The 20,091-nt window shown below is 32.9% G+C and carries 13 protein-coding genes; 5 read left to right on the forward strand and 8 right to left on the reverse strand.

Annotation, left to right across the window (positions count from 1 at the left end):
* Positions 1-236 precede the first annotated feature (236 nt).
* From NBT05_RS14430 to NBT05_RS14465, 8 genes are all read right to left on the reverse strand, one after another.
* Positions 237-989 (reverse strand): LytR/AlgR family response regulator transcription factor, encoded by a 753-nt coding sequence (locus tag NBT05_RS14430; RefSeq protein ID WP_265770570.1) that lies wholly within the window; start codon positions 987-989, stop codon positions 237-239.
* Between the two features lie 15 nt (positions 990-1,004).
* Positions 1,005-2,036: a sensor histidine kinase gene (locus NBT05_RS14435; RefSeq protein ID WP_265770571.1), complete on the reverse strand. Its 1,032-nt coding sequence runs from the start codon at positions 2,034-2,036 to the stop codon at positions 1,005-1,007.
* A 28-nt stretch (positions 2,037-2,064) separates the two neighbouring features.
* The gene (locus NBT05_RS14440; protein ID WP_265770572.1) at positions 2,065-3,165 is read right to left on the reverse strand and encodes a serine hydrolase domain-containing protein; all 1,101 of its coding nucleotides are present in this window, start codon (positions 3,163-3,165) and stop codon (positions 2,065-2,067) included.
* Positions 3,166-3,949: 784 nt separating this feature from the next.
* Positions 3,950-6,409: a S8 family peptidase gene (locus NBT05_RS14445; protein ID WP_265770573.1), complete on the reverse strand. Its 2,460-nt coding sequence runs from the start codon at positions 6,407-6,409 to the stop codon at positions 3,950-3,952.
* A 6-nt stretch (positions 6,410-6,415) separates the two neighbouring features.
* Positions 6,416-7,393: an AAA family ATPase gene (locus NBT05_RS14450; RefSeq protein ID WP_265770574.1), complete on the reverse strand. Its 978-nt coding sequence runs from the start codon at positions 7,391-7,393 to the stop codon at positions 6,416-6,418.
* A 480-nt stretch (positions 7,394-7,873) separates the two neighbouring features.
* Entirely contained in the window at positions 7,874-9,934 is a 2,061-nt protein-coding gene (locus NBT05_RS14455; protein ID WP_265770575.1) for a carbohydrate-binding protein, read from the reverse strand.
* A 644-nt stretch (positions 9,935-10,578) separates the two neighbouring features.
* Positions 10,579-11,418, reverse strand: a complete 840-nt coding sequence (locus NBT05_RS14460) for a M57 family metalloprotease (protein ID WP_265770576.1) — start codon at positions 11,416-11,418, stop codon at positions 10,579-10,581.
* Between the two features lie 155 nt (positions 11,419-11,573).
* Complete coding sequence (locus NBT05_RS14465; protein WP_265770577.1) at positions 11,574-12,707, reverse strand: hypothetical protein; 1,134 nt, start codon at positions 12,705-12,707, stop codon at positions 11,574-11,576.
* A 381-nt stretch (positions 12,708-13,088) separates the two neighbouring features.
* Here NBT05_RS14465 and NBT05_RS14470 point away from each other — a divergent pair, with 381 nt between their 5' ends.
* The 5 genes from NBT05_RS14470 to pckA all read left to right on the forward strand — a co-directional run bounded on the left by NBT05_RS14470 (position 13,089) and on the right by pckA (position 20,072).
* Positions 13,089-13,682 carry an RNA polymerase sigma-70 factor gene (locus tag NBT05_RS14470; RefSeq protein ID WP_265770578.1) on the forward strand — a complete coding sequence of 198 codons (594 nt, stop codon included), beginning with the start codon at positions 13,089-13,091 and terminating at the stop codon, positions 13,680-13,682.
* 10 nt (positions 13,683-13,692) lie between these two features.
* Complete coding sequence (locus NBT05_RS14475) at positions 13,693-14,667, forward strand: FecR family protein (protein ID WP_265770579.1); 975 nt, start codon at positions 13,693-13,695, stop codon at positions 14,665-14,667.
* Positions 14,667-17,321: a TonB-dependent receptor gene (locus tag NBT05_RS14480; RefSeq protein WP_265770580.1), complete on the forward strand. Its 2,655-nt coding sequence runs from the start codon at positions 14,667-14,669 to the stop codon at positions 17,319-17,321. The genes NBT05_RS14475 and NBT05_RS14480 overlap by 1 nt, the downstream gene beginning before the upstream one ends.
* 2 nt (positions 17,322-17,323) lie before the next feature.
* Positions 17,324-18,169 carry a hypothetical protein gene (locus NBT05_RS14485; protein ID WP_265770581.1) on the forward strand — a complete coding sequence of 282 codons (846 nt, stop codon included), beginning with the start codon at positions 17,324-17,326 and terminating at the stop codon, positions 18,167-18,169.
* 283 nt (positions 18,170-18,452) lie between these two features.
* Positions 18,453-20,072 (forward strand): phosphoenolpyruvate carboxykinase (ATP), encoded by a 1,620-nt coding sequence (pckA, locus tag NBT05_RS14490; protein WP_265770583.1) that lies wholly within the window; start codon positions 18,453-18,455, stop codon positions 20,070-20,072.
* Positions 20,073-20,091: the final 19 nt, after the last annotated feature.

Raw genomic sequence — 20,091 nt, forward strand, 5'->3', positions numbered from 1 at the left:
AAATTCCAGCAAACTTTTTAAAATCTATAATCTGGCTACAATAATACAAAATTGAAAAACGTAGGTAAAGGAACTTTATTATTAAGTGTTTTGGTTAAAGGTAGTGGTTGGGGGGAATTAAAGGGAAGTTATAGGTTGCTTTAAATATCCTATTTTACATAATATAAATTATAGTACAAAAATATATTATAGCTAATTGGCGTAATTGATTTCCTCGCATAATAATTTAAATATTTTCATCTATCTATCCATTTTCTAAAATCTCTGGTAGAAGCCGTACTAGTTATTAAAGATGTAGATAATCCCTTTACTTTTATACTTAACCTATTCTTACTGTAGGGTGCTATTTTTTCTATAGAATCTATATTTACTACATAACTTCTATTTATTCTAAAAAAATGTTCTGGATTTAACTGATTAGATAATACACCAATAGATCTTGAAAAACTATGTAGTCTACCATCACTATCCCTGAGCTTACAGAAATCACCACATGCTTCTATATAACATACATTTTTTGTGTTTACAAGTGTGATGCCTTCAGGTTTTTTAATCGCAAATCGTTTTTTGTAATTGTCTTTTTGACTAATAAGTGTTTTAAATTGTTGGAAAAAGTCTTTTTCAATAAACCTATCTTGAAATAAACTTCGATACTTTTTTAAAGCACTATCAATATCTTGTTGTGTATATGGTTTTATAACATATGCAATACCATTGGATTGAAAGGCGTTTAACAGATGTTCATCATAAGCGGTACAGAATATAATGGGTGTAATCACTTTAATAGCATTAAAAACATCAAATGACATCCCTCCTACTATTTTAATATCAGATAAAATCAAATCATAACTTGTTTCTTCAAGAGCTTGTATAGAGTCATCCACGGTACGTGTATGCATGTGTTCAAAATCTGAAGGTAAGCATTTCGTAACATGAAATAGTAGTTTCTTAAAAGCAGGAGTCTCGTCTTCTATGATAAGAATGTTCATGGGTTTATAATATTGTTAGTTGACCACTTTCAACAAAGGTAGTACTAAAATAAAGTGCATTGCAGATGAATTAATCTCTATCATTTTATCTGAAAGTAATTCATAACGTTTCTTCAAACTTTGTAAACCTGTTCCTAAAGATTCGTTTACAACTTTTGGATTTGAAATGGTATTTGTAATTGTAACTGTTTTATGATCTATTGCAATAGTTGTAACTATAGACACATTATTTTGGGGTTCATTATGTTTGACAACATTTTCTAATGCGCTTAATAACACTCCGCTAGGTAAGTATACGCCTTTAATAGGTCCTTTTTCTGCTACATGAAAAGTGTAATCATTTTCAAACCTTGTTTCAATGAGATAAATATAGTTTTTTGCTAATACCATTTCATCTTCTAGAGTAACTATATCATCTTCATTTGTTTTGATTAAATTTTGATATAAAGATGCAAGGTTAATAATATACTCTTTTACTTTTTCTTTAGGTGAATAGTCAATTAGTGCATCAATAGTATTTAAACTATTATACAAAAAATGTGGGTTGAACTGAGATCTCAACAATCGTAACTCTAGTTCTTTTTGAATATTTGAAAACGTCGTAGTTCTTAGTTGATATTCATAATATTTTTTAGCGGAAATTAAAGCTAGTGGAAATGATAAATCACCTAAAGAACTATGAAAATTCATTATGAAAAGCTGTCCAAAAGGCATAAGTTCTTTCCAATTTATAAAACCATCTCGGGAAAGTTCACCAGATAAAAAAGTAAGAAAACCAATCAACCAAAAACTAGATAAAGTCAAAATAATTAATATTACATATTTTTTCTTTTTCACGAGAAAATTAATAAGCAATACCTTACTTACATATAGCAATAGAAGGACTTTAAGCCAAAAAACAGGAATGTCTATAAAGTATTCTACTAATTTATATTTCTGAACATAGAATTTAAAAATAAGCCATATAGTGGCAAAGACAAGATAACCTACTATAATTTTATAATCTGACTTGTTTAATTTAAAAGCATTTACTTTATAACTATACATATTTAAGAAATTAGTTAAAACGAAATGATTACGGAGTCATCAAATATTGAAGAAATACCATTGGAAGTTGTGATTGGTTTGCATTTGTAAACATTATATACCCCCATTTTGTTTCTGGTTCAATGATAAAAATACTAGAATACCCGGAATTGTTACCACCATGTCCATAAACGAACCCAAAGGGTAAAGTAACTTTCGCAAACCCAAGTGTCCAATCTGTAACACCTAATTGTTTTTGGGGATGTCCATCGGGTAAAGTAAATTGAGTTTTAAAAAGCTCGTCATAACTTTCTTTTGATAACCCTTCTTTATTCATTAAAGCAATTAACCACTTTGAAAAATCCAAGGCTTCAGAATGAATAGAAAATGCTGAACCAAATATTTTTGGGTCATCATCTTCGCCAACAACTTTTCCATCTTTGTATCCTTCTGCTTTATTCTTCATATTATAGGAATCTTGGATAAATTTTGTATACTTCAACTTCAACCTAGCCGCAACTCGTTTTTGGTATACTTTTTCTAATCCGGCATCATCTGTTTTTAGAATATATGCTAAAACTTTAGCCAAGTATTGGTATCCTTCTCCAGAATATTGAAAGGCTGTTCCCGGTTCAAATGATATAAACAACTTATTTTCTTTATAATCTGATCTCCAATTTGGAAACCCTGTTGTATGAGTAAGGACCATTCTGGCTGTTATCTTCTTGTAGCGCTCATCGTGAGCAATAGCTTCATAGGGTAAATATGTACAAAGAGGTTTATCTAAATCTATTATTCCCTCTTCCACAAAACTCATAATAAAATATGCAAATAATGGTTTTGAAAGCGAAGCTCCTTCAAATAGGGTACTCTTTGAAACTTTTTTCTCTTTACCTATATCTGCATATCCTTTTATTAAGTGATAAACAACCTTTCCATCATTAATAATTGCCAAGGACAATCCAGGTACATTAAGTGTTTTCATCTTTGCTTCAATAAATGTTTCAATTGAATCGAAGGAAACTTCTTTTCCAATAAGATTTTTTAAGGTGTTTTTAGTTTTTCTTTCTTGTCCGTATACTTGATTTTGAAATATGGACGACATTATAGCTAATAACGTAATTAGAAATAATTTACGAGTAAATAACATAATAGTTTGTATTTGATATTAGGCTAGCAAGATGACTTAATTCAAAAAATATTAAAAGTATAAAAAACCAAACAAGGATAATAAACAGTTTAGATAGGATAAAATTTAGTTTAGGAATAATTTAATACTAATATTTATAAAGTCATTCCATACACATTCCCACTTCACTCCTATCCCTTCGACTCCGCTCAGGACAGGATAGCTTCGGACAAAGCGTATACCATTACATTTTTGAAGAAACTTTTAGAAAGAAAAAATAAGAAGATTAGTAGTTGTAAAAGCTTTTTATTAAGGCAGAGTTACCTAAAGTAGAACATTATAGTACAAATACATATTATAGCAAATTGGCGGATATAGTATATTATAAATCGAGTATTTGATCAAATATCCATGAAATTTTTTTTACGCAATTCTAGTGAAGTTGTCTCAAGAGTATAAAATTACTCTCACGAGATAATTTCTATTCACATGCTCACTGTAGAATACAGATTAAACATTTTCCAGGTTTGCATATCCTTTTGTCTTGATACTAAAAAGAAACAAAAAATAAGGCTGTATAAACTTTAGAAACAATCACTGCTCAATCGCTATATTTTAGGAAACATTTTAACCATTTAAGTTTGTTTTGAACTCGCTTTAAACTTTCTTCTTCTTAAGAATATGTATTGCTAGCCCTCTAAGATATGTGCACTCATTCTCCTATTGTTTTGGCCAAAGTTTTCTGAGACCGTTTTGCCAACGCTTCATCTGGGTAAAAACAAACTGTTTCTATTTTACATAATAATTAGTTCTCAATCGGTATTGATACCCTAATTTGATTCAGTACATTATTATAAAGATCTATTTCTACCGCATCTGTTTCAATAGAAATAACTAAACTATATTTAACCGAAGAATTATAGCGATTAAGTTTTTTTCTACTTTTCCACCATCCTCCAACTGGAAAAACGGCTAATTTGTTTCTCAATGCTAAATCAGCGGCTGAACCAACCCAAATATCTTTATGAATACTTCCTTTATCTCTTACTTGACTTCCAAGCATCCAGTTTTCACTACCTTCAGCTACATAATTTTCCTGACTATCTTTAATAGCTTTGCTAACTCTAGCTTTAAATGCATCTTCACTTTCGTTACTATCAATCATTTTAAACCTCAAGCCATGTGATTTGTATGACTGGTCACTAGTATATCTTTTATTTCCAGGATTTGGTTCAATGAAATAAGATAAAGTAACTTTTAATTTAACATCTAACTCGGCTAAATCAGATAGAATATCTGTTGGCCAAGGTAAATCGAATAGATGAAAAAAATTAGTCTTTACTCTACTGTCTTCATATTTAAAAGGTCTTAAAGATCTTTCTGCTATTATATTTAAAGAATTTTCCGCACTATATTTTGCTTTGTTTAGATTAGGAATTCCATATCCGACTCTTTCAAGTAATCTAGATTTTTCTTCTGAAGAAAAACTGGTTAAATTTCTATTATCTAACATAGCATTATTCCATTCTGCCGAATGAATGATTAATGCTCTAATCGTTTCGGGTTTGTAATTAGGGTATTTTTGATACAATTCAGCTGCAAATTTAGAAGCTAATGCTGTAGCTGCACTTGTATCAGACATAGTGGTAAGCCATGATCTTCCTATTCCCCCTACTCCCGTTGATAATAATTTTAATGATTCATCATCAAGTATTCCAGAGTTAAATATACCGTCGTTTCCTCCTTCAAAAACAACATCAGGCTTTTTAGGCCACTTTTTATTCCAACTTATAGAAGTCGTATTACAAGGAGACATTTGTCCTCTTTGCGCTAGTAATTCAGCTCCGGGATAAACTGTCAAATCCAACCTATCTTTATTTGTATAAGCCCCAATAGTAATTGCATTGAAAGCTTGAGCTGGATCTTCTATAGATAGATCATCGTTAGCTAAAGGGTAATTTAACCTATCTTCAAAAGATAAATTACCACTTGAAACTAAAATTAGTGTATTATTATTTCTTTCTTCTAATGTACCAAACATTTTTTGATCTATAGCAGCAGACCAAGAAGACGGTCTTCCTAGGTATTTATTATCAGGAGATGTAACAGCCAAACATACAATTCTTTTATTATTAGAATTCATTATTTCTCCAATAGCAATTGCTTCCAAAGTTATCTGTCCATACAAATCAGGATCATTAGCAGTACTATCAACAATTTTTATACTTTCAATATTGTTAGTTACATTTATTTGATTGTTTGATGTTAATGGATCATTTAAATCTCCATAAATAATAAGACCAGCCATAGGTGTTCCGTGTCCTTGTCTATAAGAATCGGAATTTGTCCAAGTTGGATTTATAGAATCTAAATTTTCTTCAGGAATTAAATCCTCAAGAAGAGGATTTACTCTATTGACTCCAGAATCTAATAAGCATACAGAAACATTATTTTGCTCTATTTGATTATTAATTCTACCCCGTAAATCATTTATAAAATCTCCTTCCCAATTCTTATCTATATTTAGAAAAAAATCAGAAGTTTCGATAGGTTTTCTTATCTCTGATAAATTATTAATATAAAGTAATTTTTCTGCTAATTCTTCAGGAGTACCTTTGATTAAACCAACAATGTTTTCTGGAAAAACTAGAAGTCTATTATTAATTAAAAGCGTATCTGAATCTAATGAATTTAGAGTTTCTCGCACATTCTCTCTATCAGAATCACTAAACCATACCTCCCACCAAACACTTACATTTGATAAAGGGAAAATAATTTCAGGTTCCTGCCAAAAACTTTCTAAAGTTGCAGCTCTAATATTTTCAATATTCGCTATTAAATTTTGATTTTTTGGCTTGCCTGTTTTTGTTTCTTCAGTTAAATATTTTTCTACTTTGTTTAAAAAATTTGAGACAGCTCTTTTATTTAAATAAACAGCGATCTTATAAGCTATTTGACTATTGCCATCATCATCTTTGGAAAATATAGCTTTGCAAGATGCAAGTCTATAATTTCCTTTTGCATCTTCGAAACTATCAAAAGCTAACTCAAAGTTTATTGCAGATTCAAATTCAATATATACAAATTCATAATCTTCATTACCATCAGTAAATTCAGATACAGCGGATTCAAAGGATCTTTTTATTCCTGTTCCATGCCCTCTTCTATCTCTATTATCTTTGTGATAAAATTTCCCGCCACCATAAGTACTATATGGCAAAGAAGAATTATTCCCATTAAGAAAAATGTGATTTAAGTTGGACATACTCTGTTAGAAAGGTCTTTTTCTAGAATTAATAGTTTCAATTAAAAATTCTAAATTGGATTTTTCCTTTCCATAGACAATAATATTCTTTAAAAAATCCTGACATATTTTTTCTAAATCAGAAAAGTTTAGTCCAATAGATTTTTTAGAGAGCTCTATTAAGATATTATCATCTATTAATTCACTTTTTAAAAGTTCCCTTTTATAATATTGAAATATTTGTTCTTCTGTTGGTATAGGGTAAGTTATAATATCATCAAATCGTCTAAATAATGCTTCATCTAAATTTTCAGGCATATTAGTCGCCGCAATTATTAAACTATTTGAATCATCCTTTTCAATCTGAAGTAAAAAACTATTAAGAACTCTTTTTATTTCTCCTACTTCATTACCTTGGTTTCTAGTTGTACCAATACTATCAAATTCATCAAACAAATAAACAGCCCTAAACTCTTTCATTGTATCAAAAATTAAGCGAAGTTTAGCTATTGATTCTCCCATGTACCTGCTTATCAGACCATCAAGTCTTATAACAAATAATGGAATACTTAATTCATTTGATATTACCCTAGCTGTCATTGTCTTACCACAACCAGGGGGACCGGTTAGTAATATTTTTTTTCTAGGAAATAAATTATGTTGCCTTAATTTTTCTATTTGACGTTGCTCATCTAAAATTCTTTGAATGGACTTTTCTAAATTAATAGACAAAACCATATCTTTTAATTTATCATTTGGTCTTGTAAACTCTAATAAATCATTCAGTTCTTTTTGAGCAGAGTTTATAGGAAGACGTTTCAAAGCAGTTCCATTAATCTTTGATTTTTTTGAGTCTTTAATTATTTTTTTTAATTCTTCCGCAAGTACTTGACGCCCTTTTCTAGCTTCCGCTGCCGCAATCTGCATAGCAGTTGCATAGAAACGAGAATCATCTCCCTCAGTAAACGATTTTATTAAGCTTTTTATTTGTTCGGCTGCAGCCATTTTGTTTTAAAAATTTTGCTGTAAAAATATACAAAAGTATTATCAAATAGTTGGTGAATTCCTTAACTAATTAAAAATTAGAATTAATATTCCCATTCCACACACATATTGCTTCTACTCTTCTTCCCTATCTGCAAAAAGCGTATTCCATTACATTTCTAAAGAAACTTTTTAGAAAGAAAAAATAAAGAAGATTTGTCTTTGAGAAAGCTTTTTCCCAAAGGAAAGTGACATAAAGCAGAACATTATAGTACAAATATAGTATCAAGTAAAATAGTATCTATAATAAACTTTACGGGCTAGCAATGACTACAAGTATTCTAAATTTAATAAGGTTTAATGCGATATAGAAGTTTAAAAAAAGGTATTTAAAAGTTCTGATGTCAATTAGCACTATCTCTAATAAAAACAGAAGGTTATCCATGTAGATAACCTTCTGTTTATTAGGTAATGATAAAATTATATTTTACAAACTACCGATTACTTTTTTACAAAGCTAGAGGATATACTATCCCCGTTATTAGTTAAAGTCACAATGTATAATCCGGTTGTTAATTGGGATACTGCAATGGTGTTTTTTGTATTACTTATTTTTCCAGTTGTAAGGGCAACACCCTCCAGGTTATATATGGTATAATCTACTTCTTTACCTACATTAGCAATAGTTAGTAAATCAGTTGTAGGGTTAGGATATATATTAATGTCATTAGTAGAATCTTTAAGAAAACTTACCGTAGATAAGGTAGTAGAGACAGGTGCTAAAATAATCTTATCTAAGTTCCATTGCCAGATACTAGATCCGCTAGCGGTAATTCGCAGACGGTGCTGACCAGCGGTTAAATTAACCGTATTATCGTGTGTTACCTTTTGATAAGTATCCCATCCACCACTACTCGGGATATTAGTTAGTGCTAAGCTTACATTATCTATTTCAAACTGTACTTGTGCAGCTTCAGATAGGGTTGCCACCTCATAAGTTAATTTATAGTCCCCGGTTTCAGGAATCGTAATTGTGTACTCAGCATTATCACCTGCATTTACAAAGTTTGTTCCTACACTTGACTTATTCATACCAAACCCGGGACCTCCAAATTCACTATCATCATAAGTTCCATTAGTACTTACAAAGGTTTCTGCCTCAATAATAAAGTTTTTATCGTCTTCGGGTGTTTGTACTATATCAAAACGCACTAAGAAATTTGAACCACCTTTTACCGATGGCCAATCATAACGATGCGCTAAACCCCATTGTACACCGTCTTTTGGCGAAGTACCTTCGTTTCCTGGTCGAAAAATACCCAGGGCTTCAGGAACGTCTTTTACTTTACCTTTTAATTCAAAATTTAATCCGTCTTCTGCAAAAAGAACGGTACCACGTTCGGGACCATCTAATTTGTTTATGATTGCCATACCTCCGTCATAATTCCATACGGCTACTTCGTGACCACTTGTAGTAATGGGATTGTATTGAGATTTTATATAAGGACCGGTAGGCTTATCGGCAATAGCTACCCCCCATCGGATTTCGCGTTCCCCACAATAACGTTCTTCGCCCATACGTTCCCCTTTATAATAAAGGTAAAACTTGTTATCGTAAAACATTAAACAAGGGTCATGTACTTTATGACTATCAAAATCACCTTTAACGGTTGCATCTATACGACTTGTAGAACCGTCCGCCCACTTTCCATTATCCGTTGCTCTTAAAATAGGTTCATCTAATTTGACCCAGGGTCCGTCAGGAGAATCAGCAACTGCCATGGCTACGTTATTTTTAACTCTTTCAATATAAGGCCATTGTACCGTTTGGTAGACCAAATAAAATTTACTTTGATGGACAAAAATTTCCGGAGTAAAAACAGACTGATCATCAAAACGTCCTCTTACGCCTCGAGTCACTGCTGGTCCTTGCTCATCCCATTTAAAACCATCCTCTGAGGTAGCATAGTAAATGTCTGCATTGTCCCACGGAAAAACATTTGTATCACCATCTAGGTTAGCATCACCTCTAAACCAGGTTGATGGCTCAGTTAATTTATAGGTATACCAAACATAAAATTTGTTATTGTGCTTGATTACCGCGGTTGGATCTCTTCTGGTAAACTTGGCGTCTCTTTTTAAAGTTCCTGTAATATTTGATTCTGTCCATTCCATATTCCAAACAGGATCATCAGGAACATTTGGGTTGTTATAATCCTTACAATCGTTTATATAACGCTCCCATCTTAGCGTAGCTACACTTTTTATTTTTGGTCGTAGAGCGATAGACAAATTTGAGTCAGGCGCTAAATTTCTCAAATCTTCAAACATATAGCCATTTCTGTCTATTTGTAAGGTTCTGGTAGCATTTGAATTGACGGTTATACTAAAAGCCCCAGCGCTATTCGTCGTAGTTGTTTGATTAGTTTCTACTAAAACAACAGAAGCGTTGGCAATAGGTGAATTTGTATTTTTATCTAGTACGACGCCGCTATACGATTGATTTTGAGCTTGTACGAAGGTGATTCCTAAGAGGAATAAGGTAATAAGAAATTTTTTCATGATTTGCGATAGTTGGTTATCATTTAAATTGTATCTATATATTGAACGAAATTATAATATATTTATTGGAATGAAAACAATATATACTGTTTTTGCTGATACTCTTTTTTTTTAACATCTGTACACGATTAAAAATTTTTTTTTAGCCTTTTTCATTAGTGTCTGGTAAAAATTCAAGACCCACCTGCAGACGGGCAGGTCGCTATCACTTCTAGCGTCAAGAATATAAGACTAATAGGTGCAATATTAAAAATAGATGCTTTGAAAATATGTAATTGTTGTTTTGAGTCTCATGTTTGGTATATATTAGAAACACCCTTAAAAACAAATAGCGAAATAACGGAAGCCAGTTATTTCGCTATTGATAAAGTTTGACTTACTACTTTGTAGTAACAATATGTTGTTATAGGAGTAGTAAAATATTATAATTATCAGCCTCTGGCCATTTAGGGAAAAAAGCGTCAATTCGAGTGTTTTTTCGTAATGAAATGAAGAAAAAATGTATCGAGAATAGCTTTTTTGACTAAAATCCTTGTTCTCGATAGTTCTGCTGAACTAGCTGAAGTACACTTCTTCCTTTGGGCGAAGCACTCGAACTGACGGATTTTATAATTATATTTATTCAAATGTGTCACGGGTAATTATCACCTACATCTAATACCAAACATCTGTTTTACCGCTACTCGATCGGTACTGGACAAGATAGGAAGAATACGTTCGGTTTGCGAAAAATCACCATTCATTACAGAAAATTTATCAGCTCCAAATCTAGTATTATTAATAAAGATATCACTATCCAATACTTTGCTGTTTCTATGTGAAAAACCAACCGTATGACCCAGTTCATGTGCTACAAGTTTAGCTATAAAGTCTACATTACTGGCATTTGGATTTCGTGCTGGTCGAACTTGCATCAATCGAAACGGATTTAAATTTAAAAATTCACCTACCTGCACTCTACGACCAGGAGATAGTGCACTTCCTCCGGTACCAGCGAACCTGATAGTTACATCCGGGCGGGTATTTACTAATTTAAAAAATAGCACATTATCGCTAACCTGATTCCAGGCTTTAATAGCTTTTGCAATAGCTCTCCCTGCGATAGAGTTAGGAGCAAAATTACTTTTTACTCTTACGAAACGTGCTTTATCACAAGGCGTAACTATATTAAATCGACGGTGCCGCTGAGCAGCTTTTGTATCGATACCCGTATCAGCAGGTAAATCCTCGGCGATTACAGGATTTAAGATATCTTCCGGATACATCAAGATATCTCCTTCAACTTTGTAAAACTCACCTTCTTTAGTAACTGGAATAGTTTGTACATCAAAACCCAAATCTTCTAATCCAGCTAAAATGTTTTTTGGAACTTGTTCTTGTATTGGAGGTTGGACAGCATCAAAGGTTTCTTCTTGACAACTTGTAAGTGCTAGCATAGATAGCGCTATGCTACACAGGCTCATGCTTTTAAACATTGTTTTCATAATAATAAATTTTTGTGTATTTCTGCAAGATAAATAAATTACAAGTTGAAAAATAAATCCTTTACAAGTATTATATTTTTCCTACAAGAACCTATAAGCAGTACTCCCCTCCTATTTCAATTGAAACTATATAGTATGCTAAAGCTACATATACCTTATAAATTCATCCATTCTGCGGCTTTTCTTTGAATTTTTGCAAAGTCTACTGATGCTTTTGCGTTTTGTAATTGTTGATCCAATTCTGCCTGGGACATATTAAAATAGGCTTCGGCAATTTCAAATTGATTTTTACCTTCTTCAATCTGAGTTTTTATATCCGGCACAAATTCTTTTAAAGCCAAATATGCTGAAGAACCTGTTTCATATTGTAGATTTTCCAATACTAACAATAAAATTTCCTGATTGGTAATCCCATAGTCATCGTCCGTTACACTCCCGAAGATAAAAGGCTCGTTTGCTCTGGCGGAAAACGCATTTCGTAAAGCTATTTTTTCCATATATCGAGCGGTTCCTTCCCCTTTTTCGCCGTCTGAAGTAATATCAGTACCAGTAATTACATTCTCTGCACTTCTGATTGCTACATATTGCTTTAACTTTTCTTCTAATTGAACAGTATTTAGGTTTCCGTTGGGAAAGTCTTTAAATATTTGGTGAACCAGTGATTTATATTCATAGTACTGTTGGTTAGGACTAGGAATTAAAGATGGACCATAAGAAGCCCAATCCTCTTGATAAATATGAAAAATCTCATGAACTATAAAGTCAATACTTCCTAAAACTTGCATATCGGGATTAAAAAAACCACCGGGATAGGTCGCTAATCTTCTACCAGCAGTTACCTCTTCATCGGTATACACTTGTATATAGTACACACTGTTCTCATCGATAGTAAAGTCAAAATCATAAGTTCCATTACCCTCACTTCCCATAATAAGATTAAAAGCTTCTTTTGCCTGGGTATCGTATCTAACTACGTTTAAACCTGCACTTTCCTCATCTGGTATAGCGACGGCCCCCATAATGGTGGATTGAGGATTGACCACATAACCTTCATAGGTATCGTCTTCTTCATTCTTACGAATTAAATACATAGGTTTATCTGCTAGTGTATAACCTGGCCAAATAGCTTCTTCTATTAAGGCATCATCTACCGCCTTAATTTGAGAAAATAATTGAGTATGTACAGGATTGTCACCTTCTTCTACTTCGATAATATCCTCTTCATCAAAACAGCTTCCTAAGATTAAAGCCAAAACAAAAAATTTCAATAGGTTTACATTTACTTTCATTATTTATATTTTATAAGTTTTTCTTAAGACAAACTATTTTTACCAAACACGTAATAAAAAATTAAAAAATATGATATACAATTGTAAACTATTAATTTTTAATTATTTACAAATAGATTAGGCTTTAGTTTACAATAGCGTAGCGTAGATAATTCTAATTAATATAAATCAATCCCATCCCCAGTCCTCCCAGAAGAGAAAGTAACTAAAAGTCCTCTCCTTTGGAAAGGATTTAGGATAGGATAGATAGCTCTAAATAATATAGTTGGGTCAATTTTGATACATCTACGCTATTTTAAACTAGAGCCATATGATAGAGTCAATAAATAGAGAGTACTGGATTATTTTAGAATTATTTAACTTTACCGCATATTCGTAAAAATGGAAGATGCGCTGCTTGTTGAACAATTCAAACAAGGTAACTTAAAGAGTTATGAAGTACTGTACAAGAAGTATCACAAAGTGCTGGTACTTTATGCTAAACAGTTTGTAAATGACTTACAGATTGCAGAAAATATCGTACAAGATACCTTTGTAACCCTTTATGAAAAACGCGATGCTTTGCAAATTCATACTTCCTTTAAATCCTTTATGTATACAGTAGTACGTAATAATTGTCTTAATTATCTTAAAAGGGAAAGCAAAATTCTTGTAAACTCAGATATTTCAAATGAGCTGCCAACTCATGAAGAAAGTGAGCATACCATAACTAAACTAGAAATGGCAGAAAAATTACATCGAGCCATCAATCAATTACCACAACAGAATCAACAAATTTTTAAATTAAGTAAATACAGAGGTTTGACTAACGAAGAAATTTCAGAAAAACTGGGTCTTACCAAGCGTACGGTGGAAACTCATATTAGTAACGCACTTAAAAAGTTAAGGGCAACCTTAACCATGATGGTTATAATACTTATAAATTTTATAACTTTAATTTACGTGTTGTTTATTTCAAATTTGTCATATCTATAAAGAGGTCCTTATGAACGAAAATTACTCAAATATAAACGATACGACCCTCTACCGTTATTTGGAAGAATCTACCTCAGCGCAAGAAAAAACTCAGGTAGAAAACTGGATAGAATCCAGTGATACCAATCGTGCGCAATTTGAAGAAGTTAAGAAAATCTGGGAGCTTTCTACGATCACCGAAGATTTTGAGCAACTGGATACAGACACGAGCTGGAATAGTGTTCAACAGCGTATACTGGAAAAAGAAGGCTTGCATGGTAAAAAATCAAAATTTTCCATGCTTTGGAAAGTTGCTGCAGTTCTAATTTTATTATTTAGTGTTAGTATACCGTTCTTGTACAACCGCTCAACGACACTGGTGGCAGATAGCACTAAAGAATTTGTACTACCAGACAATTCTCAGGTCTGGTTAAAGAAAGGAAGCCAATTAACCTATCACAAAACTTTTAATGATGCTACCCGAGAGGTAGCATTAGAAGGAGAAGGCTATTTTATCGTTAAAAAGAATAAAGAAAAGCCATTTTCTATCCAATTGGGTCCTACCACTACCACCGTTCTGGGAACTGAATTTAACTTAAAGAAGCAGGATCAAACAGATATGGTGTCTCTGACACTAATAGAAGGTAGCGTACAATTTGCAAATGATAAAGAGTCAAAACTAATCAAACCGGGAGAAACCATTACGACTACTTCAAACGGGAAACTATCGGTAAGTTCTACCAGTAATCCAAATGTAGATTCCTGGAGAACTAAAATTTTGAAGTTTGAACAAACTGAACTTTCTCAGGTTATTCAAAATATAGTAAATACCTACGATACCAAAATAGAAATTGCTAATAAAGAACTTCTTAGCTGTAAACTTACCGCTACCTTTGAAAAACAGTCTATAGATGAAGTTATAGAGGCCCTGGTTTTATTATATCAATTTTCAGTAGAAAAAGAAGCTAATGTAATACGATTAACAAACGGACGTTGTACGTCTTGATGCAGTATTATTATCGTTACATATCATCTTTTATACTGATCGTATGGATACCGGTCCTTTGTATTTCTCAAACCGATGTAAATGCTTTACTTTCTCAAAAACAAAGCTTAACGGCTGTAAACCAAAGCTTGCAAGAGGTGCTAAACCAATTGGAAAGAAAGGGAGGTGTTACATTTGCCTATGCAGAAAATACGGTGGATTTACAACGTATGGTTTCTATAGATATAAAACAAAAACCAATACTGGATATACTTCAACAACTATTTTCTGAGTCCGGATATGCCTTTAAAAACATAGGGAAACAGATACTAATTTATAAAGAAATTAGTAAAGAATCTGTAGTTTTAAATGGTTATGTCAAAGAAAAAAATTCAAGAGAGTCGTTATCAGAAGCAACTATCTATCTTCCGGAATTACAAATAGGTACTATTACCAACAACTATGGCTTTTTCTCTATAAAAATACCTAAGGGTACCTATGAAGTAGTAACCTCAACCTTAAGCTATCAAGAGAATAGGCAGGTTATAATAATGGACGCTGATAAAGAAGTAATTATAGCATTAGATATTGTACCGGAAACTATGGATGAAGTTGTAATTACCGCTTCATCATATGATAAGCCAGGTGCATCCGTACGAATGTCTAACCTTAGATTAACCAGTAACCAACTTGAAATTACTCCGGTAGTACTAGGCGAAAAAGATATATTCAAAACAATGCAATTATTACCGGGAATACAATCCGGTACAGAAGGGAGTGCACAGGTTTTAGTAAGAGGAGGTTCCCCGGATCAAAACCTAACTATTCTGGATGAAGCTACGGTTTATAATTCCAATCATTTATTCGGATTCATATCTGTTTACAACGTAGATGCCGTAAAGTCTACTAAAGTATATAAAGGAGCTTTTCCAGCCAGTTACGGGGGCAGGCTATCCAGTGTGACCAATATTACTATGAAAGATGGTAATAAAGAAAGCTTTTCCGGTGCTTTCAATATCGGTTTATTGTCATCATCTTTTCTACTGGAAGGTCCAATTCAAAAAAACAAAACTTCTTTTATATTCAGTGGCAGACGTAGTTTTGCCGATCTTTTGATAAGACCTTTTCAACAGAATAATAGTAACCCAGCAAATTTATATTTCTATGACATGAATGTAAAACTGCATCATATTCTAAATAAGCGTAATAATCTCTACATAAGCAGTTATTTTGGCGAAGACGCTTTTACTACAAGTTCAGAAGAACAGACAAGGCATATAGAACAAAGTTTGAGTTGGGGTAACGTAACAACTACCGCCCGGTGGAATCATCAGTATAGTAATAGCTTATTTTCTAACCTCTCTTTAATTTACAGTAATTATAACCTAAAGGCAGGATATAAAGGGGTGGTAAATACGGAAAATAATAACCAAAATGAGTTTCAAGCCTTTTCCAGAATCAATGATTATAGTATAAAAGCTTCGTTTGACTATTATCCTAATTTAGTACATAGTATTAATTTTGGATTAGAAAGTACGCTTCATAAGTTTGTCCCGGAACGTAAGCAATTGTCCTTACAGACAGGTACCATATCTTCAAACGAACAACGATTAAATTCGCTGGAAAGTGCTATTTATATAGAAGATCAACTTTCGCTTTCACAAAAATTAACCGCTATCCTGGGGGCACGAGGTAATTACTTTGCTATTGATCGTTTTAATACATTTTCTTTTGAACCCCGTTTATCCTTGGCTTATCAGTTTAAACCAAATTATACCTGGAAAGCTTCTTATACCAGAATGAATCAATTTGTTCATCTGTTATCAAACTCAGGAACCGGATTACCTACGGATTTATGGGTTAGTTCTACCCGCAATGTAGCCCCACAACAAGCACAACAATACGTATTAGGGGTTGCAAAGGACTTTACTAATACTGGTTATTCTCTGGAAGTTGAAGGGTATTATAAAGAAATGAACAATATCATCGCCTATAAAGAGAATGCTTCTTTCCTCAATATACAAAATTTACAAACCGGACAGAATGTAAATTGGGAAGATAACATCACTTCCGGTAAAGGCTGGGCTTATGGAATGGAATGGTTGTTAAGAAAGCAAAAAGGCAAATTGCAGGGCTGGTTAGGCTATACCCTCTCTTGGTCAGAAAGGCAATTTGATGAATTAAATCGAGGGAAACTTTTTTTTGACAAATACGATCAACGACATAATATTGCTCTGGTAAGTACCTACACCCCCTCAGAAAAAGTTACCTGGTCTGCTTCCTGGATTTATCGTTCAGGTATTAATTTTACCGTTCCTGATTTTGAAAGTCCATCGGTTAACAATGACTTCTCCATTGGGATAGGTTCCCCCGATTTTCTAGGAGATGCTACGGATACCTTTACAACACAGCGAAATAACATACGAGGAGAAGCAACACATAGATTGAACCTGGGGGTACAATTTCATAAGAAAACTAAAAAAAATAACCTACGTACCTGGCAATTTTCTATTTACAATATATACGCCCGTAAAAACCCTTTTTATTATTACGTCAGTGATGGTAATTCAAGTCCTATTGGGATAGGAAATTCTAGTCAAACGCTTGAAAAGTCTTTAAGGCGCGTATCAGTCCTTGTTTTTATTCCTTCTATTAATTACTCTTATACATTTTAATAATGAAATATTGTTATTATATATTATCAGTAAGTCTATTAATTCTAATATTTAGTTGTGATGATAAGGTTGATTTGGAACAATTTATTGATGATTCTGAAGAATTAACTTTAGTCTATAGTTCTATTTCACCCCAAGACACTATATTAAAAGTTAGGGTCTTAAAGACCTTATCTTCTGATAACAATATTGAGATTAATAATTCAGATGCCTTTGTAATCCCGAATGCTGTTATTACTTTATCAGATGCTACTAATAATAGTGTTAGATTATCTTACAACTCAGATGATAAGAATTATCAAATTGAAGCTACACAATTAGAAATACTTCCCGGAGCTACTTATTTTTTATCTGTTATGGTTGACCAAAGGGAATTTACATCTTCCTGTACCATTCCAAATAATGCGGTTACCGAACTTGCTTTTGAACTTACCGATAATTTAAATAATGCCGGTGATTTAAAAGAATCTGTAACTATTAGATTTCTAGATATCCCCGAAGCATCTAATAATTATATTGTAGGTGCGAGAATAGAAGATGATGCTTTTGATTTGTTCTTAGATTTTGAAAATCGACGTTTTATAACGGATCAGATAGAAGACGGTGCATTACTCGCTTCCTTTGGTTTTTTTAATAATAATCCGGATTCGGTCACTGATATTACCCTTCAGGTAGCAAATGTTGAACCTATATTGTACGACAGTTTATTTGCAAGTTATTCCAATAAAGAAAATAGGCAAAACCCCTTTTACGAGGTTATTATTCCCCCCAACAACATTGAGGGAGAAAATGCATATGGTGTTTTTGCTGGTTTTCAAATTACCGAGCGATTAATTACCTATCAATAAAGTAACCAATTACACATTTCGTAGAATAAATAGGATAATAAAGGCTTAAAATTAATTTTTATGAGTATATACAGGTATTTTTTGAAGTATTTATATTTCATTTTATAAACTTGGGTATTTTAAAATAGGTATTAAATTTCTTTTTTAGTATTTTTCAACAGTGAAACCAAGCCTACAATTTTTATTGATTGCTAAATAAATAAACATATTATTTTATGCTGTATTAGCTGTTTAATTGTATACTTGATTGCATTTATTAAAATTTAATAATACAAAATTTACTATGCGAACTGCTTCTGAAAAAAAATCACTAGTTTCTCTATCAAACTACGGAATTACAAATACAAATATTCATTACCAATTATCTTCATCCGAACTTCATCGTATTTGTACAGCTGAGGGTTTAGGTACAGAAACAGATTTAGGGGCGTTAGCCATTACAACGGGAAAATTTACCGGAAGGTCACCTAAAGATCGGTTTATCGTTAAAGATAAGATTAGTAAAGATCAGGTTTGGTGGAGTGATATCAATCTTCCTTTTGAAACGGAAAAATTTGATACGCTTTATGATAAAGTAGTGGCTTACTGCAATAAAATAGATCAATTATACGTACGGGATGTATATGCCTGTGCGGATAAAAACTATCAGATGAATATCCGGGTGATTAACGAATACCCGTGGTCTAATATGTTCGCCTACAATATGTTTCTACGACCGAATGACGAAGAATTAAAAAACTTTACACCAGAATGGACCATTCTGAATGCTCCGGGTTTTATGGCTGATCCGGAAGTGGATGGCACCCGACAATCAAATTTTGCTATTTTAAACTTTACACGAAAAATTGTTTTAATTGGAGGTACCGGATATACGGGTGAAATTAAAAAAGGAATTTTTTCAGCCTTGAATTTTATTTTACCTAGGTATAAAGAAACGCTGCCGATGCATTGTTCTGCAAACGTAGGAGAAAAAGGGGATACTGCCATATTTTTTGGTCTGTCCGGCACCGGAAAAACCACTTTATCTACAGACCCCAATCGAAAGTTAATTGGTGACGACGAACATGGATGGACTAAAGAAAATACGATTTTTAATTTTGAAGGTGGGTGTTATGCTAAAGTAATTAATTTGTCCGCGGAGAACGAACCCGAAATTTACGGGGCAATCAAAAAAGGCGCTATTCTAGAAAATGTAGTGTTAGATAAAAATGGGACAATAAACTTTAGTGATACCTCCATTACCCAAAATACCCGCGTAAGTTATCCGATCAACCATATTGAAAATATTCAACAACCATCTATTGGTAAAAATCCGCAAAATATTTTCTTTTTAACCGCAGATGCCTTTGGTGTCCTCCCTCCTATTTCAAAACTTACTCCAAGTCAGGCAGCTTATCATTTTATTTCGGGATATACGGCAAAAGTAGCAGGGACAGAAGCTGGGGTTAAAGAACCTATTCCTTCGTTTTCCGCTTGTTTTGGAGCCCCGTTTATGCCTTTACATCCCGCAAAATACGCTGAACTACTCATGCAGAAAATCAATAATACGGATATTAATGTATGGTTAGTTAATACCGGATGGACCGGAGGTGTTTATGGAGTAGGAACCCGTATGAAATTACAATATACCCGGGCGATGATCCAGGCAGTTTTAAACGGAGAATTTGGTCCGTACACTTATGAAGAGTATCATATCCATTCCGTATTTGGAGTAGCACAACCCCGGCAATGTAGCGGAGTACCCACAAAGATTTTAAGTCCGCGAGCCACCTGGGCAGATGATAAAGCTTATTATAAAACCGCATTTAAATTAAGTAATGCCTTTAGACATAATTTTAAAAAATTTGAGTCTTATGCCAGTGAAGAAATCCGAAGAGGCGGTCCTCAGCGATATGCGGATTAATTAGGAACAAACTAGTATT

Source organism: Aquimarina sp. ERC-38 (assembly GCF_026222555.1).
In the GTDB taxonomy this organism is placed as follows: Bacteria; Bacteroidota; Bacteroidia; order Flavobacteriales; family Flavobacteriaceae; genus Aquimarina.

What these genes read in the sequence shown, in the direction of transcription:
- NBT05_RS14475 (WP_265770579.1), top strand. Translation starts at nt 13,693, where the DNA reads ATGAACGAAAATTACTCAAATATAAACGATACGACCCTCTACCGTTAT.
- pckA (WP_265770583.1), top strand. Translation starts at nt 18,453, where the DNA reads ATGCGAACTGCTTCTGAAAAAAAATCACTAGTTTCTCTATCAAACTAC.
- NBT05_RS14450 (WP_265770574.1), bottom strand. Translation starts at nt 7,393, where the DNA reads ATGGCTGCAGCCGAACAAATAAAAAGCTTAATAAAATCGTTTACTGAG.
- NBT05_RS14445 (WP_265770573.1), bottom strand. Translation starts at nt 6,409, where the DNA reads ATGTCCAACTTAAATCACATTTTTCTTAATGGGAATAATTCTTCTTTG.
- NBT05_RS14455 (WP_265770575.1), bottom strand. Translation starts at nt 9,934, where the DNA reads ATGAAAAAATTTCTTATTACCTTATTCCTCTTAGGAATCACCTTCGTA.
- NBT05_RS14470 (WP_265770578.1), top strand. Translation starts at nt 13,089, where the DNA reads ATGGAAGATGCGCTGCTTGTTGAACAATTCAAACAAGGTAACTTAAAG.
- NBT05_RS14485 (WP_265770581.1), top strand. Translation starts at nt 17,324, where the DNA reads ATGAAATATTGTTATTATATATTATCAGTAAGTCTATTAATTCTAATA.
- NBT05_RS14480 (WP_265770580.1), top strand. Translation starts at nt 14,667, where the DNA reads ATGCAGTATTATTATCGTTACATATCATCTTTTATACTGATCGTATGG.
- NBT05_RS14465 (WP_265770577.1), bottom strand. Translation starts at nt 12,707, where the DNA reads ATGAAAGTAAATGTAAACCTATTGAAATTTTTTGTTTTGGCTTTAATC.
- NBT05_RS14430 (WP_265770570.1), bottom strand. Translation starts at nt 989, where the DNA reads ATGAACATTCTTATCATAGAAGACGAGACTCCTGCTTTTAAGAAACTA.
- NBT05_RS14440 (WP_265770572.1), bottom strand. Translation starts at nt 3,165, where the DNA reads ATGTTATTTACTCGTAAATTATTTCTAATTACGTTATTAGCTATAATG.
- NBT05_RS14460 (WP_265770576.1), bottom strand. Translation starts at nt 11,418, where the DNA reads ATGAAAACAATGTTTAAAAGCATGAGCCTGTGTAGCATAGCGCTATCT.
- NBT05_RS14435 (WP_265770571.1), bottom strand. Translation starts at nt 2,036, where the DNA reads ATGTATAGTTATAAAGTAAATGCTTTTAAATTAAACAAGTCAGATTAT.